This window comes from Bifidobacterium sp. ESL0800, from assembly GCF_029395355.1.
Classification (GTDB): Bacteria; Actinomycetota; Actinomycetes; order Actinomycetales; family Bifidobacteriaceae; genus Bifidobacterium.
In genome coordinates this window covers 1,252,975-1,271,380 of sequence record NZ_CP113913.1, presented here as the reverse complement: position 1 = coordinate 1,271,380, position 18,406 = coordinate 1,252,975, and the positions used below count along the sequence as shown (strand labels likewise).

Below are 18,406 nucleotides of genomic sequence, written 5' to 3'. Positions count from 1 at the left end.
GATGTCGCCCAACGATATTCTGTGGTTTCCAAACCGCATATATGTCCTTCGTCGCGCAAAATCACTGCGCAACCCGCGTAATCGCTCGATAAACTCGCCGCGAGCGCATACGATAAAAGGTATGAACACTACTCCACGGGTGAGCTACGCCCATCTTGGCGCCAAAGTCAACAGCAAGCATGTGGCCAGTCTGCTGCGTTTCTTCGCTTCCGGTGCCAAGCCGGAGCGCGACGACGGCTACGGTGTCGAGATCGAGCATCTTCCCGTGCGTGCTGGCAGCGACCGGGCGGTCGGTTACGCCGAAACCGACGGCATCGAAACACTTCTGGAACGCCTTCGTCCTTACTATGACCCTGACAAGGAATTCGTCGAAGACGGCCATCTGCTCGGCCTTGCGCGGCCGGGTATCAGCCTGTCGCTGGAGCCGGGCGGTCAGTTCGAGACCTCAATTGGTGTATTACATACCCCGCAGGAACTGCTCGATGTCTACGCAAGATTCCGCCGCGAAATCAATCCCATCCTCGACGACCTCGGCTTTCGGCTGATCAATTACGGCTACCAGCCGGTTACCAGCTTTGCCGACATCACCATCAATCCCAAACGCCGGTACGCGGCGATGAACGAGTATCTGGGCCATGTCGGCTCATACGGGCCCTGTATGATGCGCTGCTCGGCCTCCACCCAGGTGAGCATCGACTACAGCGACGAGGCGGACGCCATCGCCAAAATGCGCGTCGGCACCGCGTTGGGACCCATCATCTCCATGTTCTTCCGCAACTCGCCGTATTTCGAAGGCGCCCCGAATCCCTTCCCACTGCTGCGCCAGCGCATCTGGGACAAGGCCGACCCGCAGCGCACCGGCATCACGCCCGGGCTTTTCGACCCGCGTTTCGGCTGGGAGGATTACGCCCGCGACGTTTTGGCCACCCCGCTGATGTTCGCCGACCTCACGCACACGCCGGAGGCTGCGGGCTTGAGCGAGGACGAGCAGGAATTCGTCGCCTTCAGGCGCAACGCCGCCGATATCTACCCCGACCGTGAGCTCAATGCCTACGAGGTCGGCCACATCCTATCCACGCATTTCAACGATGTCCGCCTGAAAAAGGTCATCGAGCTGCGGCATTGGGATTCGCTGCCCATCGAGCGTGCGGAACTGCTGACGCAGACTGTGGGCCGCATTTTTTACGACGATGTGAATTTTGCGCGCTGGAAGTCGTTCGTTGAAGGGCTTTCCGTTGTGGATGTCGAAGAAGCGAAAGCCGATTTGCAGGCTCGCGGCATGGAGGCCCGGCCGTTCGGCTTGGCCATGGATGAATGGCAGGATGCACTTGGGCTTGAAGATACCCGAGCCGACATTCCCGGCGACCCGGTTCATCCCGAGGTGTTTCAGAGGTAAACCTCGCTTTACTTACCGATACCCCTCCCACATCGGCATCGGCATCAGTTCGGCCTCGCACTCGGCCCACATCTCGTTCAGGTCACGTTCCGGGGCGCGCAGCCACCGCAGCTGGATGCCGTCCATCATGCTGAAACCGGCCTGCAGCAAGTGCTCGATATTCGTGCCAACGGGTACGTACCAAGGAATCCGCAGCATTTCCTCAAGCAGGTTCTGATCGCGTTTTCTGAAGTATTCGTGTGCCGGATGCTTCGCATCGATGGCTTCCGCGTCCAGCGTGGAGAACATGTGGACCTGCTCGGGCCGTTTGGCGTTGATGGCCACGACCTCGCGCCACATGCGTGCCACATTCGGCCTGTCGGTCATCCTGAAATGATCCATGATGGCTTCGGTGCCTGGGTCGTATATCTCGTCGAGGACGATATTGAGCAGCCCCTCTTTGCTGCCGACGTGATGGAGCACCCCGGCCTTGGTCATGCCCACGGTATTGGCGATTTTCTGCAGCGAAGTCCCGTAATACCCGCGTTGACCGAACGAGACGACGGCGGCGTTGAGGATCGCGGTGCGGCTATCGGTGCCGTTGTCACGTTTTTTGGCGTGGGTGAGATGCAGCATGATTCAAAGGCCTCTTTTATATACGACAATCTTTTATTATTCCTTACGAGCTAGACCGAATGCGGCTCGCTGTCGTATATTCTTTGCTCTTCAATGATAGTTGCTTCTGCTATACAGCGATGCCGTGCCCTATAAAACATCGGACACGGCATCGCGGGCATGTCGGAAGTCTTACTTGACCCGGCGGATCATCATGATGAAAATGGTGCCGACGAGCAGGAAGACGATGGCGACGGGGAAGACCGCCCTGTAGCCGCCGGTAAGTCCGATGAACAGGGTGGTGAAGGCGGGGGCGAGGGCCTGGCCGATGGTGTTGGCGAGGTTCAGGATGCCGAGATCCTTGCCGGCTTCCTGCGGATTGGGCAACACATCGACGTTCAGCGCCTGATCGACGGACATGTAGCAGCCGTTGCCGAGACCGGCGAGCGTCGCGTAAATGTAGATACCCGTGGTGGTGGGGATGATCCAGGCCACGAGCATGCCCAAGGCGATGATGACGCAGGCGATGGCGACGATGAACTTGCGGCGATGCAGATAGTCGGAAAGCGGGCCGGAGACCATCGAGGCGAGGATGGTGGCGACCAGCGTGATGATTGACATGACCTGCATGGCGGTGCCGGCATCCTTGATGCTCAGATGGATGTAGCGCTCAAGGATGAGCAGCTGGTAGCCCGAGATCATGAACGTGCCGATGATGAAGGTGAGGCGGCCGAAGAGGGCGAGATAGAAGTCGCGGCAGTTCTTGGTCGGCGGAATGAACGACTTGAGGATGTCGAGAGCGGTTGTCGCCTTGGTGTTGTTCTCCGCGGACTTCTCGCGTGGCCAGATGATGACGGTGAGCAGACCGGAGAACAGGAAGATGCAGGTGCCGATGGTCAGACCGGTGTTGAGCTTGGTCAAAAAGAAGCTGCCGACGAAGTTGCCCAGCTGGATGCCGGCGATCTGACCGGCACCGTAGAGCGCCGAGAAGGTGCCGCGCACGTCCTCGGGAATACGGTCGGAGAGTACGGCGACGGCCGGGGCGATGAGGCAGTTGATGCCGACCTGTACGATGCACCAGCCGATGACCATCCACAGCAGCGAAGTGGAGTGTGCGGTCAGGAAGTAACCCGCGGCACCGATGACACCGCCGGCGACGATCCAGGGGGTGCGCTTGCCGATTTTGAATTTGGAGACGTCGGAGAAAGTCCCGAAAACGATGTTTGAGACAAGTGCGAAAATTGAGCTGACGGCGTTCATGGTGCCGAGTGCGCCTTCTGCGGAAATGCCTTTGATGCCCGAGAAGACCTGCGGCAGCAACACGCCTGAGCCCATGCTGAAAGGAATGCCCCACATCAGCGAGACGACCAGGAAACCAAGGGCGAAGCGGAATTTGTGCTCCAGCGGTTTTTGGGTATCGGGCGCGAGATTCGGTGGCGTCACATATATTTCTGCATCCATGCATGTCCTCCTTGATTCCGCGGCAACAACATGGTTACCGTCCGGTCGGTAAGTATTATATCAGAGTAATTATGTATAAAAAACAATAAATACGGTAATCGTCCGAAATCGCTCGTCCCGTTTAATTGAAAAATCAATAAAAGCAGGTATTTCAGTGTTTCGTGAATATTCTGCAAGCTTAAAAACGGCAAACGGATAGAACGTCGAAGAATGGCGAATTTCGGCTTGTTCCGCGCGGGTTGCGGCAGGTTGTATTGTAGCCGGTTCGTAATAGCGTTATATAGTCTGTCGGCTTCGGTAGTCCCTCGTTTTCGACCGGATGCGTGCTACGGATTTAGGCGTGTTCTGGTGCGAAGCGGGACGAGAGTCATGGGGGAGAAGCGACGGTTGCGCCAATACGAGTTAGGTATGTGAAAAGAGGGTTGGATGAGCAAGGCACTTGATGCTCCCCAAAATATGCAGGTGACGGCAACGGACCGGGAGCATCCCAAGCATCTGATTCGCACGTTGCTGCACAGCCTGCGAGAATACAAGCGCGAAACATGGCTGACACCGGCTTTCGTGATGGTCGAGAGCATCCTCGAGATCCTCATCCCCACCGTCATGGCGCAGCTGATCGACCAAGGCGTCTCCGGCGGGTCGATGCCGGCGATCTGGAAGTTCGGCATCATCCTTCTGGGCTGCGCGATCGTCTCGCTGTTCGCCGGGTTCATGTCCGGGCGTTACGCCGCCATCGCCTCCTCCGGTTTCGCCAAGAACCTGCGCCACGATTTGTTTGAGAAGGTGCAGTCCTTCAGCTTCACCAACATCGACCGCTTCTCGACCGGCTCGATCATCACCAGGCTCACCACCGACGTCACCAACGTCCAGTTCGCCTTCCAGATGATTATCCGCGTGGCCGTGCGCGCGCCGATGATGGTTATCGTCGCCTGGATCTTCTCCTTCAGGATCAGCCACTCGATCTCGATGGTCTTCCTGATCATCATCCCGATCCTGGGCGTGGGCCTCACGGCGCTCTCGCTCTCCGTCCACCCGATTTTCGAGAAGGTGTTCCACACCTACGACCACCTGAACAACATCGTCGACGAGAATCTGCAGGGCATCCGCGTGGTGAAGTCCTACAACCGCGAGGAGCACGAAAGCCACAAGTTCGGCGCCGTCTCTAAGCGCATCTACGACTACTTCTGCCGCGCCGAGCACGTCATCGCCTTCAACTGGCCGATTCTGAACACCTGCATCTACGGCGCCATGCTCATCATCTCGTGGATGGGCACCAAGCAGATCGTCGGTTCGCACAACAACCCGGCGTTGGGCCTCACGACCGGCGACCTCACCGCGCTGGTCACCTACGCCATGCAGATCCTGATGGCGCTCAATATGGTCTCCATGATCATCGTCATGGTCGTCATCTCCCGCGCCGACGCCGAGCGTATCTGCCAGGTCTTGAACGAAGTGAGCACCGTGCGTGACAATAGCCATCCGATCACCGAAGTGCCGGACGGTTCCGTCTCGTTCAAGGACGTAACCTTCCGCTACTCCGAAGGCTCCGAGAAACCGGTGCTCGACGATATCAATCTCGACATCGCTTCCGGCAAGACCATCGGCATCGTAGGCGGCACGGGCTCGTCCAAGTCCAGCCTGGTGCAGCTCATTCCGCGGCTTTACGACGTCAGCTCCGGCTCGCTTTCCGTGGGCGGCCACGACGTGCGCGACTACGACCTCGTCGCCCTGCGCGACGCGGTGGCCATGGTGCTGCAGAAGAACGTGCTCTTTACCGGCTCCATCGCCGAGAACATCCGCTGGGGCAACCCCGATGCCAGCGACGAGGACGTGGTGCGCGTCTGCAAGCTCGCACAGGCCGACGGGTTCATCCGAGAATTCCCGAAGGGCTACGACACCTATATCGAGGAGGGCGGCTCCAACGTCTCCGGCGGCCAGCGACAGCGCCTGTGCATCGCCCGAGCCCTGTTGAAGAAGCCGAAGATCCTGATTCTGGACGACTCGACCAGCGCCGTGGACACCAAGACCGACAAGCTGATCCGCAACGCCTTCGCCACCGAGATTCCCGACACCACCAAGATCATCATCGCCCAGCGCCTCGCCAGTGTGCAGGAATCCGACGAGATCGTCGTGCTGGACGAGGGGCGCATCCTCGACCACGGCACGCATGAGCAGTTGTTGAAGACCTGCGGCGAGTACCGGTCGATCTATGAATCCCAGACGAAGAACCAGGGCAAGGGGGATGACGACGATGAGTGAGCAGAACCTGACTACTACCAAAGACGTGAAAGATAGCGTGAACAAGCAATCGAAGAAGGCCGGCAAGGCCATGAAGAAGTCCAAACCCGCCGTTCCGCCGATGAAAAAGGCGCCGAAGGGCACCGCCAAGCGTCTGATGGGCTACATTTTCCATTATCGCTGGCGCTGCATCGTGGTCATCATCGGCATCCTGGTATGTGCAGTGACCCAGTCGCTGCCCTCCTTCGTGCTGCAGCCGCTGATCGACAATTGCATCATGCCGTTTATCCACGCGCAGACCCCGGACTGGCGGCCGTTGATCGAGATGACCGTCGTGGTCGGCGCCATCTACGCGGTGGGCATGCTCTGCTCGTTCATGTGGAACTACATGGTCGTCGACATCGAACAGGGTGTGCTGAAGACCGTGCGCGACCAGATGTTCGACCACCAGCAGAAGCTGCCGATCCGCTACTTCGACACCCATGAGCACGGCGACATGATGAGCCGCTACACCAACGACACCGACACGTTGCGCCAGATGGTCTCCCAGTCGCTGCCGCAGCTGCTGATCTCCGGCTCGTCGGTGGTCGTCGCCCTGTTCGCGATGCTCTGGCTCTCCGTGCCCTTCACCATCTTCACCGTCGTCTTCGTGGCGCTGATGCTGCTGCTGGTGCGTGTCATCGTCAGCCGTTCCGGCCGCTACTTCGTGCGCCAGCAGGAGACGATCGGCGACGTCAACGCCTTCGTCGAGGAGTCGGTGAACGGTCAGAAGGTCGTCAAGGTCTTCAATCACGAGGACGCCACGCAGGCCCGGTTCGATAAGAAGAACGACGAGCTCTTCCACGCCTCCGCCCAGGCCAACATATACGCGAACATCACCATGCCGGTCATCGGCAACATGGGCAACGTGCTCTACGTGCTGCTGGCCATCGTCGGCGGTATCGCCGGCATCAACGGCTGGTTCAACTTCGGCATCAGCGGCACCGGCACGCTGACCCTCGGCGCGATCGTCTCGTTCCTCACCCTTTCCAAGGCTCTGATCAACCCGATCAGCCAGATCTCCTCGCAGATCAACATGATCATGATGGCCTTGGCCGGTGCTGCCCGCATCTTCAACCTCATCGACGAACCCGCCGAATCCGACGACGGCACCGTGCGTCTGGTGAGTGTCGAGCTCGGCGAGGACGGCCGCACGATGACGGAAACCGATCACGAGACCGGCCACTGGGCTTGGAAGCGCGAGGCCAGCGACGACGGCACACGTTCGCTCGAGGCCGCCAAAAAGCTCAAGGGCTCGGCCCGCGAGGTTGCGATGAAGGCTCACGAGAAGGCGGTCACCTCGCCCGACGGCCGCCTGACGCTGCTGCGCGGCGACGTGCGCTTCACCAACGTCTCCTTCGGCTACAACCCCGACAAGACCGTGCTGCATGACATCACCTGGTTCGCCAAGCCCGGCCAGAAGATGGCCCTGGTCGGCGCCACCGGTGCGGGCAAGACCACCATCACCAACCTCATCAACCGGTTCTACGACATCCAGGAAGGCCAGATCCTCTACGACGGCATCGATGTGAAGAACATCAAGAAGGACGACCTGCGCCGCTCGCTGGGAATCGTGCTGCAGGACGTCAACCTCTTCACCGGCACGGTACTCGACAACATCCGCTACGGCAAGCTCGACGCCACCGACGAGGAATGCATCGCCGCGGCCAAGCGCACCAACGCCGACGGCTTCATCCGCATGCTGCCGCAAGGTTACAACACGGTGCTTGAGGGCGACGGCAGCGGCCTTTCGCAAGGCCAGCGCCAGCTGATTTCCATCGCGCGCGCCGCCGTGGCCGATCCGCCGGCCATGATCCTCGACGAGGCGACCAGCTCCATCGACACCCGTACCGAGGAGGTCGTCGAGCAGGGCATGGACAACCTGATGGCCGGGCGCACCGTCTTCGTCATCGCCCACCGCCTCTCCACCGTGCGCAACTCCGACATCATCATGGTGCTCGACCACGGCCGCATCATCGAGCGCGGCACGCACGACGAGCTCATCGCCCAGCACGGCGAGTACTACCAGCTCTACACCGGCAAGCTCGAGTTGGAGTAAAGCTGGCAAAGCGAAGAATTCCATCAATAAACGAAACCCTGCCGGACGGTCAAGCCGCGGTAGGGTTTCGTTGTCTTCGGGTTCCTTGGGCTTATGATTTCACCAGGCGTTTGATGGCGGCGACGGCCTCGTCCATCTTTTCGTCGGCCACCGGGCCGCCCTTGGCCGCGGCCGTGGCGACGCAGCTGTCGAGATGGTCTTCGAGCAGGAGCAGCGCCACCGACTTGAGGGCGCTGTTGGCGGCGGCGATCTGGGTGAGCACGTCAATGCAGTAGGTGTCGTTCTCCACCATCGCGGTGATCGCCCGCACCTGCCCTTCGATGCGACGCAGCCGGGTGACCAGTTTCTTCTTGTCCTGGACGTAGCCGACGTGGGCGCAGTGCTCGTAGGTGTTTTCGCGCGCGACGGCCTTTGTGCCATCCGTGGATGCGTTACGGTCGCTTTTGTCGTTTTGCGAGGATTGCGTCATCGTCTTTCTTCCTTTCGATTGGCACATGCTGGTGATGTGTGGCATTCGTTGCGATGCTGAGCTGAATCTATTGACACAGTATACCCCTAGGGGGTATGGTTAATTTCAGTTACAGCGAAGCTGCCAGCACTCTCGCAAGACGGTGCGGGCGGCGGATGGTGAGGGGGGGTCGTATGTTTATCAATGTTGCGGTGGTTCTGGCGGCGCTTGTGGTGAGCGTGGCCATCGTCTGGTACTTCTTTGCGCCGCGCAAGGCCGCGCAGGCCAGCCGCGAGGGGGCGGTACAGACCGCGCATATCGTGGTGAAAGGCGGGTATACCCCGGCTGTCGTCGACGTCGAGGCCGGAACTCCGGTGCGCTTGCAATTCGATCGGCAGGAGGACGGTGAGTGCTCGTCGCATGTCGTCTTCAGCGACCTGGGCATCGACCAGACCCTGCCGGCGTTCAAGACCACCGACGTCGAGTTCACGCCGAGCAAGCCCGGAGACCTGCCCTACGCCTGCGGGATGAATATGCTGCACGGCATGGTGCATGTGCTGCCGAAAGGCGCGAAAGGCAACGGCTGAACGTTTGATCGATTGGGTTCGGCCGTGGTGACGGTTGTTGCCCTTGCGGACGGATTGACGCAACGTGTTGAACGAGATTGAGGAATTGCCGTTGTCGGCGGGAATATTGACAACTACGGATAGTACGGAAATGAGACGGAGCAGATATGAGCCAAGTGCGTAACCAGACCGTGGGGCAGCCAGGGGCCAACGGCGCCGAAAACGGGCAGAACGGTGCCGATCCGGATGCCGAGCGCAAGCGCGAGATCAAGACGCTTCAACGCCGGCTTATCGTCGCCGCAGTGCTGACGATTCCGGTGTTCGTCTTCGCCATGTTCGGTATGTGGTTGAAGGCGTTCGTGCCGATGGGGGTTATCGAAATCTTTACCAATCCGTGGGTCGAGCTCGTGTTCATCACCCCGGTCATGTTCTATTCCGGCTGGCCGATTCACCGCACCGGCTGGCTGGCGCTCGCTCACCGAGCCCCGGAGATGAACTCGCTGGTGGCGCTGGGCACCGCCGCGTCCTACATTTATAGCGTCGTGGTCACCATCGCTCCAGGTATTCTGCCGCCGAGCGCGCGCGATCCATATTACGAATCCGTCGGTACCATCATCACGCTGATGCTGCTGGGCCAGCTTTTCGAGGCGCACGCCCGGCTCGGCACGGGTGAATCGATCCGCGCGCTCATCAACCTCACGCCCAAGCGGGCGCACGTTGAACGCGATGGCATTCAGCTGGACATCGACGCCGAGCAGGTCAAGGTCGGCGATATCGTCGTCATCAAGCCGGGGGAGCAGCTGCCGGTGGATGGCGAGGTCATCGACGGCCGCAGCTCCGTCGACGAATCCATGATTACCGGCGAATCCATGCCCGTTGCCAAAGGCGTTGGCGATAGCGTCACCGGTGCGACCATCAACGGCAACGGGACGCTCCGCTACCGGGCCACCAAGGTCGGCCGCGACACCGTGCTGGCGCAGATTATCAAGCTCGTGCGCACCGCCCAGACCTCAAAGGCGCCGATCCAAAAGCTCGCCGACAGGATTTCCGGCTACTTCGTGCCGGGCGTCATCCTCATCGCCATCTGGACCTTCGTCGTCTGGTGGCTGCTGGGCCCGGCGCCGCAAGGCCTTTACGGACTGGTCTCCGCCGTGGCCGTGCTGGTCATCGCCTGCCCGTGTGCGCTCGGCATCGCCACCCCGCTTTCCGTGACAATCTCCACCGGCAAGGCCGCACGTTACGGCGTGCTCATCCGCTCCGCCGAGGCGCTGCAGACCGCGCGCGACGTCGACACCGTCGTGCTCGACAAGACCGGTACCATCACGCGTGGTACGCCAGAGCTGACCGATATCGGCTGGATTGGGGGTTCGCCAGCCGAAAACGATAACGACGGGACAGACGAGAACGATAGGACAGGTGAAAAGACGCATCAAGAGCATCTGCTTTCTTTGATTGCTGGAGCCGAGCAGGTCTCCGAACACCCGCTCGCGCAGGCCATCGTCAAGGGTGCCCGGCGCCGCAAGCTGGAAGTGCCGAAGGCGGATTCGTTTGAGGCCGTGCCGGGCAACGGAGTGGTGGCGAAAGTCGAAGGCCGCGATGTCGTCGTCGGCAATGAGGAATTGATGAAAGCCCGACAAATCGATATGTCGTCATCACGCAAGGCCCAAACGATGTTCGCCGATTATGCCCGAAAAGGCAAGACGCCGATTCTGGCCGCTGTGGATGGAAAATCGGTCGCCGTGCTCGCGGTGGCGGATACCGTCAAACCGGATTCGGCCAAGGCCATCGCGGCGTTGCGTCAGCGTGGGTTGCAGGTGGTCATGCTGACCGGCGACAACCAAGCGACCGCCACCGCCATGGCCAACGAGGTCGGCGTTGATCGTGTCATCGCCGGCGTGCGCCCGGAACGCAAGGCCGCCGAGATCGTGCGCTTGCAGAATGAAGGGCACATGGTCGGCATGGTCGGCGACGGCATCAACGACGCCCCGGCACTCGCGGCCGCCGATGTCGGTTTTGCCATCGGCACCGGCACCGATGTAGCCATCGAATCCTCCGACATCACACTGGTGTCCGGCAGTCTCACCGGACTCGTGGCGGCCGTCGACCTCTCGCGCGCAGCCATGCGCAACATCAAGCAGAACCTCGGTTTCGCCTTCGGCTACAACGGTATCGGCATCCCCATCGCCGCCGGCATCCTCTATCCGCTCTGGCACATCATGTTGAACCCGATGATCGCCGGGGCCGCGATGGCATTCTCCTCGCTTTCCGTGGTCCTGAACGCCAACCGTCTGCGTGGTTTCGACCCGGAGGCGGTCAAGCCGCGTCGTTTCGCCTTCAAGCTGCGTGACCGCCACGTCGAGCTCAAAGACACTTCAAAATCTGTTGGCGCATCTGAGGATGCGTCGCATAACAAGAACAACCAACCCGCGAAAGCGAAAGAAGGAACCACTATGGATATGAATATGAACAGCGGCGCGAGCGCCGTCAAGGATCCGGTCTGCGGCATGATGATCGACCCGAAGACGGCCGCCGGCAGCCAGGATTACAACGGCAAGACCTACTACTTCTGCAGCCAGGGCTGCGTCGACAACTTCGCCGCCGACCCGGCCAAATACGTCGGCTGAAAGTCGAAACCGGTATATAGCGCCCGCGCTCTGGCCAAGTCCTGACTTCTTTTCGTGTGTTAAGGAAATGACGTTTGATGACTACGCGGTCAGTGTGGGCGCTTATTGCTGTTTCCGGCAAGGAAGATTGGTTTCATATATTTCGGGACAATTATTTATAAAAAAGTCGCAAAAGACAATCGGGGCGTGTACACTGTAATCAGTGATTCGATGAAGGCCTTGTCTCTTGTCTTTCGCTGAAAATTACGGGTATCCGGTTTTACTGGAGGACTGGGAATCCGCAGGTTGTGTGGTGAAGCGACGTCGCTTGTTCTTTCTTTCCAAATTCTTTTGGCCCGCTTCACCATGCCCGTTTCATATTGTCTGTTTGGCGGCTAAAGCAAGGTTCGTTTTATGATTGGTCTTGGATAGACGGTCGAAATATTGAATAGGGGCAACGAATGAGACGAGCGGTGGTGGGAATTGCGGCGCATGTGGACGCGGGGAAGACCACGCTGTGCGAGGCGATGCTCTATCGCACCGGAGAGATACGCAAGCTTGGGCGGGTCGACCACGGCGACGCGTTCCTCGACACCGACGCGATGGAGAAACGACGCGGCATCACCATCTTCTCCAAGCAGGCCATTTTGCGTCAAGGTGATTTCGAATTCACCCTGCTCGACACGCCTGGACACGTTGATTTCTCGGCCGAAATGGAACGGACGCTCACCGTGCTGGACTACGCGATTCTCGTGGTCGGTGCGAATGACGGGCTGCAGGGCTATACCGAAACGTTGTGGCGCCTGCTGGCGCGCTATAACGTACCAACGTTTATCTTCATCAACAAAATGGATGCCGCCGGAGCCGATAAAGCAGGGCTGATCGGGCAGATGCAACAGCGGTTTGCCGAAGGTTGTGTCGATTTTCAAGGCGACGCTGAACCGGGAAAGCAAGAAGAGGTCGCGTTGCTTGACGAGAGTGGCACGGCGATGGACGAGCTTTTGGACGACGGCAAAATTTCGGATGACACCTTGCGTTCGATGGTCGCCGAGCGCCGGATTTTTCCTTGCTATTCCGGGTCGGCGCTGAAGCTCGAAGGTATCGACGAGTTCCTTGCCGGGCTCGAACGGTTCACGCAGCGGAAAAATTATCCGAGTGTGTTTGGCGCTCGCGTCTATAAGATCTCGCATGACGGGCAGGGCAATCGCCTCACTTGGCTCAAGGTCACCGGTGGTGCTCTCAAGGTGAAGGAAACGCTGACCAACAAGCGTGATGATGATTTTGGGAAACCAGAAAATGCCGATAAGCATGCCGGCGCTCACTCGTCCGGCAAATCTATGAGCGGTAATCAGAGCAAGAACAATGGTGCTCAATCTGATAATGGATTGCCCGAAACTGAAATCTGGCAGGAGAAGGTCGATCAGATTCGGCGGTATTCCGGGGCCAAATTCGAGCTGGTCGACGAAGTCGCAGCTGGCGACGTATGCGCGGTAACCGGCTTGACGAAAACCTTCCCGGGCGAGGGCCTGGGAAGCGAGACTGACGCTGGGGAGTCCGTGCTTCAACCGGTGTTGACCTACACGGTTTTGCCGGGCAAGGCGGGAGCAGACGCCGAGTCGCAAAACCATGTCGACGAAACACCGAACGACGATTCGTCATCAACCCAGCAACTCTCCAAGCCCGCTGAGGTTACGCCACAGTTGCACAGGATACTGGTGGCGTTGCGTACGCTCCAAGACGAGGATCCGGCGCTGGGCGTGCGCTGGGTGTCGCGGCTCGGCGAGATTCATGTGCAGCTGATGGGCGCTGTGCAGATTGAGATCATCACCCAGATGATGCACGACCGTTTCGGTATTGACGTCCATTTCGATACGGGCGGCATTCTTTATCGCGAGACCATCACCGCGCCGATTGAAGGAATTGGCCATTTTGAGCCGTTGCGTCACTATGCCGAAGTCCATCTGGAACTTGAGCCGGGCGAGCGCGGCAGCGGCATGCATTTCGAGTCCCGCTGCAGCCTTGACGACCTCGACCGCAACTGGCAGCGCGCGATTCTGGCCCACTTGCGTGAAAAGGAACACCTCGGCGTCCTCACCGGTTCGCCAATCACGGATATGACGATATCGCTGATTGCCGGCCGCGGCCACGAGAAGCATACCGAAGGCGGCGACTTCCGCGAGGCGACCTACCGTGCGGTGCGTCAAGGCCTGATGGAGCTCAAGACGGCGGGCAAGTGCCAACTTCTGGAACCGTTCTACAGCTTCCGTCTCGCGGTGCTGCAGGACTTGTTGGGCCGTGCGATGGCCGATATCCAGCGAATGAGCGGTACGTTCGACGCTCCGCGATCCGACGGCGATTACGCCGAGCTGGAAGGTGCTGCCCCGGTTAGCGAGATGCGCGATTATGCGATGGAAGTCAATGCCTACACCCACGGCCAAGGCTCGTTGACCTGTGTTTTCGCCGGTTATCGACCTTGCCATAATGCCGACGAAATCATCAAACAAACCGGCTATGACCCGGAAACCGATCTTGAAAACACGCCCGATTCCGTCTTCTGCGCCCACGGCGCCGGCTACGCGGTCAAATGGAACAAGGTCCCCGATTTCGCGCATCTCGGTCAAGTGCTTCAAGGCTGAAACTAGACATATTTTTGTTGATTTTCTAACGATTTCACGATGACACACCTCATCCCCGCAGGTCGTTATTATCGATAGGGAAACGCGGTTTTGACCGTTATCGGCGACCGCGGAATGAAGCGTGGAGGACGAGAAATGTCATATATCGACGTGCGGGGCGAGACGAAGCAATATAAAACCGGGGATACCGCCATTTATGCGAACCACGACGTGACCTTTTCCATCAACCAGGGTGAGCTGGTGGTCATCCTTGGCGCCTCAGGTGCCGGAAAATCGACATTGCTCAATATTTTGGGCGGGATGGACACCTGCGACGCCGGTCAGGTGATCGTCGACGGCAACGACATCGCGCAATATGACGCCCGACAGCTGACGACCTACCGCCGTTATGACGTCGGCTTCGTCTTCCAGTTCTACAATCTTGTCTCCAACCTCACGGCGCGCGAAAACGTCGAGCTTTCCGCCGAAATCGTGCCGAATGCCGCCGACCCGACCCAGACGCTCATCGACGTCGGGCTCGAAAACCGGCTTGACAATTTCCCGGCCCAGCTTTCCGGCGGTGAGCAGCAGCGCGTGGCCATCGCCCGCGCCGTGGCCAAGAAACCGAAGATTCTCCTGTGCGACGAACCGACCGGAGCGTTGGATTACAACACCGGCAAACAGGTGCTGCGCATCCTGCAGGACCAGTCGCGTGCGCTCGGTTCGACCGTCATCATCGTCACCCATAACGCCGCCATCGCGCCCATTGCCGACCGCGTCATCCACATGCGCGACGCCCGGGTGCAGTCCATCGAAGAACACGCAGCTCCGGCCGACATCAACGACATCGAATGGTGAGGGGTATGACAGATAAATACACGAGGCGTTCGAGGTCAAGGCAGGAAAGCCCTGACACCGTACGATTCCGCGGTTCCAAACGGATGCTTTGGCACGATATCTGGCAGTCGTTTTCCAAATCAAAAGGCCGTTTCTTCTCCATCGTCTGCCTGGTGGCCTTGGGTTCCTTCGCGTTGGTCGGGCTTACGGTCTCCGGGCCTGATATGCGTGACACCGGCAACGCCTATTTCGCCGAACATCATCTGGCCGACCTGAGCGTCATCTCCAGCTACGGACTCGACAAGGCCGACCGACAGCAGATCGACAAGGCTCCCGGCGCCTCGCGTATCGAATACGGGTACCTCAAGGACGTCGTCGTGCGGGGCAGTGACGAGAGCATCCGCGTGCTTTCGGCGCCCAAAGAGGTCTCGACCTACCATCTGGTGAATGGCCGTATGCCGAAGACGCCGCGTGAAGTGGCCGTCGACTCGGCGCACCAAAGCCGATACCCCATCGGTTCCACAATGCATATCAGCGAAAAGGCGGATGCCTTGGGCCGTAAGGTCCTGCGTCACGACAGCTTCAAGGTCGTGGGGGTCGTGGATTCCACCGAGATCCTGAGTCACGTGAACAGCGGTCCTTCGACCTCCGGCTCCGGTTCGCTGGACGGGTACGCGGTGGTGACGCCGGGCGCGTTCAAATCCGACGACTATATGATGGCCAGGCTGACCTATACCGACCTCGACCATATGCGCGACCACTATTCCGCCGCCTATAACGATGCGTTGCAAGTGCATAAAAAGGCGCTTGACCGGATTCTTGCCGGACGTCCCAAGGTGCGGCGGCAGGCCATTGAGAAACAGGTCAAACCGCAGATCAATACCGGACGAAAGCAGGTCAACGACGCCAAAGCGCAGCTCGAAGGCGCTCGGCGGCAATTGAGCGACGCGAAAACTCAACTTGACAACGGCAATCAGCAGCTGGCCGATTCCCAGCAGCAGCTGGCCACGCAGGTCGCGTCGGCGCAGCAGCAGATCGCCGCAGCCCAAGCCAAGATTGCGCAGGGACAGAGGGAATACGATACCAACAAAGCGCAGTATGATTCGGGGGCTGCGCAGATTGCGGCGGCGAGCCAGCAGGTCAGCGATGCCTACGCGCAGCTGAAAGCCGGGCAGTCGCAGATTGACGGGAACTCGGCCAAGCTCGAGGCGGGCAAGAAGCAAGCTGATGATGCGGTCGCGCAGGTTATAGCCGCACAACAGAAGGTCACGCAGGGTATAGCCGCGTTGCAACAGCAGATTGCCGTCGGCAATGCTCAGCTTCCTTCACTTTCCGGTGCCGAGCACGACGCATTGCAAGCCCAGCTCACCCAACTCAATGCGCAATTGCAGCAGCTCCAATCCCAAGCCCAGGTCATCGCGCAGAAATACGCGGAGGCGACGCAGGGTCGCGATGCCTTCATCAACGGCACCTACAATCCCGGTCTTGCTCAGATTCAGGCGGCGCAGGCCCAGCTCAACGCCAAACGAGCCCAGGCGGATGCCGGAAATACCCAGCTTGCCCAAAAACAACAGCAACTTGCGGCGGCCAAGACAAAGCTCGATCAGGCTGCCGCACAGCTTGCACAGGCCCGGTCCAAGGTCCAGCAGTCCCAGCAACAGTTGGCAGCCAGGCGGCAGCAGGCCAAAGCGCAGATCGACGCCGCGCAGACGCAACTGAGCGATAAAACCGGCGAATACAACGCCAAAAAGGCCCAGTTCGACCAGGCCGAGCCCGGCGCGAAATCGAAGATCAAAGCCGCCGAGCGCAAGCTCGACGATGCCACCGCGATGTTGAACGCCGTGGACGAGCCGGTCTATTCCGTGGATTCCAAGCGCGAGACCCCCGGGGCCGACGGCTACAAGATCTACGATTCGATTTCCGTGATCGTCGATTCGCTGTCGCGCATCTTCCCGTACTTCATGTATCTGGTCGCGGCGCTGGTCACGTTCACCACGATGACCCGTTTCGTCGACGAAGAGCGTATCAACGCCGGCACGCTCAAAGGGCTGGGCTATTCCGACCGCGATGTGATGAAGAAATTCGTCGTCTACGGTTTCATCGCCTCGATTCTGGGTGCGGCAATCGGCATCTTCGCCGGACATACGCTCCTGCCGATGATCGTCTACAACGCCTACAAGGTCGGCTTCAACGTGCCGATTATCCGCCTCGGATTCCACTGGCAGGTCACGTTGCTTGCCTTTGTGCTGGCCATGCTGAGCGCCGTGGTGCCCGCGGTCTGGAGCGCCGCTCGCGAGCTGAAGGAACGGCCGGCCGCGCTCATGCTGCCAAAACCGCCGAGCGCCGGGTCCAAGATCCTGCTGGAACGCATTCCCCTTATCTGGAACCGCCTGAACTTCACTCACAAGGTGACCGCACGCAACATCTTCCGTTATAAGCAGCGCATGTTCATGACCATCTTCGGCGTGTGTGGTTCGGTGGCGCTCCTGACGGCAGGATTCGCGGTGCAGGGTTCGATCTCCGGTATCAACGAGCACCAGTTCGGCGGCGTGATGCATTACAACCTCATTGCGGCTGAGAATGCCCACGTCACCGACCAGCAAAGCAAGGCCATCGACAGCCGTCTTGAGAAGTCCGACATCAAGCGTTCGTTGCCGGTCCACTACGAATCGGTGAGCAAGGTCGCCGGACGCAATGGCGACAAGCAATCCGTCACGATGCTCGTACCGCGCGATACCGCAACCTTCGACGATTACATCAAACTCAACACGCGCCGTGGCCACCACCCGCTTTCACTCGAGAAGAACGGGGCCGTGATTTCCGAACGCTTTGCGAACCTCGTGCACGCCAAAAAGGGCGATACCATCGACTTCCAGAACAGCGCGGGCAAGACCTACCGTGTCAAGGTCACCGGCATCTGCGAGATGTATCTCGGCCATTTTATGGTGATGAGTCCGTCGGCCTATCGTTCCGTCTTCGGGCAACGCTACCAGACCAATGCCTATATGGTCACGCTCAAGGATGGGAGCATGGACAACACCAAGCGGCAGGCGGCCTCGTTCATGCGCTTGGGCGGCATCCAAGGTGTGGTGCAGAACACGACCCTGATGCACCAGATCGACGTGGTGGTCAAGGCCTTGAACCAGATCATGTGGGTGCTCATCATCGTGGCGACCATGCTCGGCGTGGTCATCCTCTACAACCTCACCAACCTCAACGTCTCCGAGCGCGTCCGCGAGCTGTCGACCATCAAGGTGCTGGGCTTCTACAACGGCGAGACCACGATGTACATCTACCGCGAAACCATCCTGCTTTCGGCGCTCGGCATCGTCGTCGGCTACGGCTTCGGCGCGTGGCTGCACCGTTACATCATCACCGCTGTCCCGCCGGACGACGTGATGTTCGACCCGTCGATCGGCTGGCTTCCGTTCGTGGTGCCGGTGGTCGTGGTCGGGCTCATCACCGCCGCGCTGGGATGGTTTGTCAGCACCAAACTTAAACGTCTTGACATGCTTGAGGCGCTGAAGTCCGTCGACTGAAAACGAGCCGG

The 18,406-nt window shown here is 59.5% G+C and carries 11 protein-coding genes; 8 read left to right on the top strand and 3 right to left on the bottom strand.

Translation table 11 applies throughout. From position 1 onward, the window contains the following. Positions 1–121 precede the first annotated feature (121 nt). Positions 122–1,396, top strand: coding sequence for a glutamate-cysteine ligase family protein (locus OZX75_RS05120; protein ID WP_277145603.1), 1,275 nt, complete (start codon positions 122–124; stop codon positions 1,394–1,396). A gap of 12 nt (positions 1,397–1,408) precedes the next feature. On the opposite strand, the gene OZX75_RS05115 is transcribed toward OZX75_RS05120, so the two are convergent. Then, on the bottom strand, positions 1,409–2,011 hold the full coding sequence (locus OZX75_RS05115) for a TetR/AcrR family transcriptional regulator (RefSeq protein ID WP_277145602.1): 603 nt from the start codon (positions 2,009–2,011) through the stop codon (positions 1,409–1,411). 171 nt (positions 2,012–2,182) lie between these two features. Next, positions 2,183–3,451 carry an MFS transporter gene (locus OZX75_RS05110; protein WP_277145601.1) on the bottom strand — a complete coding sequence of 423 codons (1,269 nt, stop codon included), beginning with the start codon at positions 3,449–3,451 and terminating at the stop codon, positions 2,183–2,185. A gap of 426 nt (positions 3,452–3,877) precedes the next feature. Here OZX75_RS05110 and OZX75_RS05105 point away from each other — a divergent pair, with 426 nt between their 5' ends. Continuing rightward, positions 3,878–5,710 (top strand): ABC transporter ATP-binding protein, encoded by a 1,833-nt coding sequence (locus OZX75_RS05105; RefSeq protein ID WP_525930228.1) that lies wholly within the window; start codon positions 3,878–3,880, stop codon positions 5,708–5,710. Further along, positions 5,694–7,787: an ABC transporter ATP-binding protein gene (locus OZX75_RS05100; RefSeq protein ID WP_525930227.1), complete on the top strand. Its 2,094-nt coding sequence runs from the start codon at positions 5,694–5,696 to the stop codon at positions 7,785–7,787. Before OZX75_RS05105 ends, OZX75_RS05100 begins: the two co-directional genes overlap by 17 nt. A gap of 91 nt (positions 7,788–7,878) precedes the next feature. On the opposite strand, the gene OZX75_RS05095 is transcribed toward OZX75_RS05100, so the two are convergent. After that, positions 7,879–8,130, bottom strand: coding sequence for a metal-sensitive transcriptional regulator (locus tag OZX75_RS05095; protein ID WP_277147423.1), 252 nt, complete (start codon positions 8,128–8,130; stop codon positions 7,879–7,881). A 299-nt stretch (positions 8,131–8,429) separates the two neighbouring features. Between OZX75_RS05095 and OZX75_RS05090 the strand changes: the two genes are divergently transcribed. The 5 genes from OZX75_RS05090 (at position 8,430) to OZX75_RS05070 (ending at position 18,395) form a co-directional block, all read left to right on the top strand. Beyond that, entirely contained in the window at positions 8,430–8,822 is a 393-nt protein-coding gene (locus tag OZX75_RS05090) for a cupredoxin domain-containing protein (protein WP_277145600.1), read from the top strand. Positions 8,823–8,968: 146 nt separating this feature from the next. Further along, the gene (locus OZX75_RS05085) at positions 8,969–11,425 is read left to right on the top strand and encodes a heavy metal translocating P-type ATPase (RefSeq protein ID WP_277145599.1); all 2,457 of its coding nucleotides are present in this window, start codon (positions 8,969–8,971) and stop codon (positions 11,423–11,425) included. A gap of 440 nt (positions 11,426–11,865) precedes the next feature. Beyond that, the gene (locus tag OZX75_RS05080; RefSeq protein ID WP_277145598.1) at positions 11,866–14,040 is read left to right on the top strand and encodes a GTP-binding protein; all 2,175 of its coding nucleotides are present in this window, start codon (positions 11,866–11,868) and stop codon (positions 14,038–14,040) included. Between the two features lie 135 nt (positions 14,041–14,175). Further along, positions 14,176–14,877 carry an ABC transporter ATP-binding protein gene (locus OZX75_RS05075; RefSeq protein WP_277145597.1) on the top strand — a complete coding sequence of 234 codons (702 nt, stop codon included), beginning with the start codon at positions 14,176–14,178 and terminating at the stop codon, positions 14,875–14,877. A gap of 5 nt (positions 14,878–14,882) precedes the next feature. Continuing rightward, complete coding sequence (locus tag OZX75_RS05070) at positions 14,883–18,395, top strand: ABC transporter permease (protein ID WP_277145596.1); 3,513 nt, start codon at positions 14,883–14,885, stop codon at positions 18,393–18,395. Positions 18,396–18,406 lie beyond the last annotated feature (11 nt).

What these genes read in the sequence shown, in the direction of transcription:
- OZX75_RS05115 (WP_277145602.1), bottom strand. Translation starts at nt 2,011, where the DNA reads ATGCTGCATCTCACCCACGCCAAAAAACGTGACAACGGCACCGATAGC.
- OZX75_RS05085 (WP_277145599.1), top strand. Translation starts at nt 8,969, where the DNA reads ATGAGCCAAGTGCGTAACCAGACCGTGGGGCAGCCAGGGGCCAACGGC.
- OZX75_RS05120 (WP_277145603.1), top strand. Translation starts at nt 122, where the DNA reads ATGAACACTACTCCACGGGTGAGCTACGCCCATCTTGGCGCCAAAGTC.
- OZX75_RS05090 (WP_277145600.1), top strand. Translation starts at nt 8,430, where the DNA reads ATGTTTATCAATGTTGCGGTGGTTCTGGCGGCGCTTGTGGTGAGCGTG.
- OZX75_RS05110 (WP_277145601.1), bottom strand. Translation starts at nt 3,451, where the DNA reads ATGGATGCAGAAATATATGTGACGCCACCGAATCTCGCGCCCGATACC.
- OZX75_RS05105 (WP_525930228.1), top strand. Translation starts at nt 3,878, where the DNA reads ATGAGCAAGGCACTTGATGCTCCCCAAAATATGCAGGTGACGGCAACG.
- OZX75_RS05080 (WP_277145598.1), top strand. Translation starts at nt 11,866, where the DNA reads ATGAGACGAGCGGTGGTGGGAATTGCGGCGCATGTGGACGCGGGGAAG.
- OZX75_RS05100 (WP_525930227.1), top strand. Translation starts at nt 5,694, where the DNA reads ATGACGACGATGAGTGAGCAGAACCTGACTACTACCAAAGACGTGAAA.
- OZX75_RS05075 (WP_277145597.1), top strand. Translation starts at nt 14,176, where the DNA reads ATGTCATATATCGACGTGCGGGGCGAGACGAAGCAATATAAAACCGGG.
- OZX75_RS05070 (WP_277145596.1), top strand. Translation starts at nt 14,883, where the DNA reads ATGACAGATAAATACACGAGGCGTTCGAGGTCAAGGCAGGAAAGCCCT.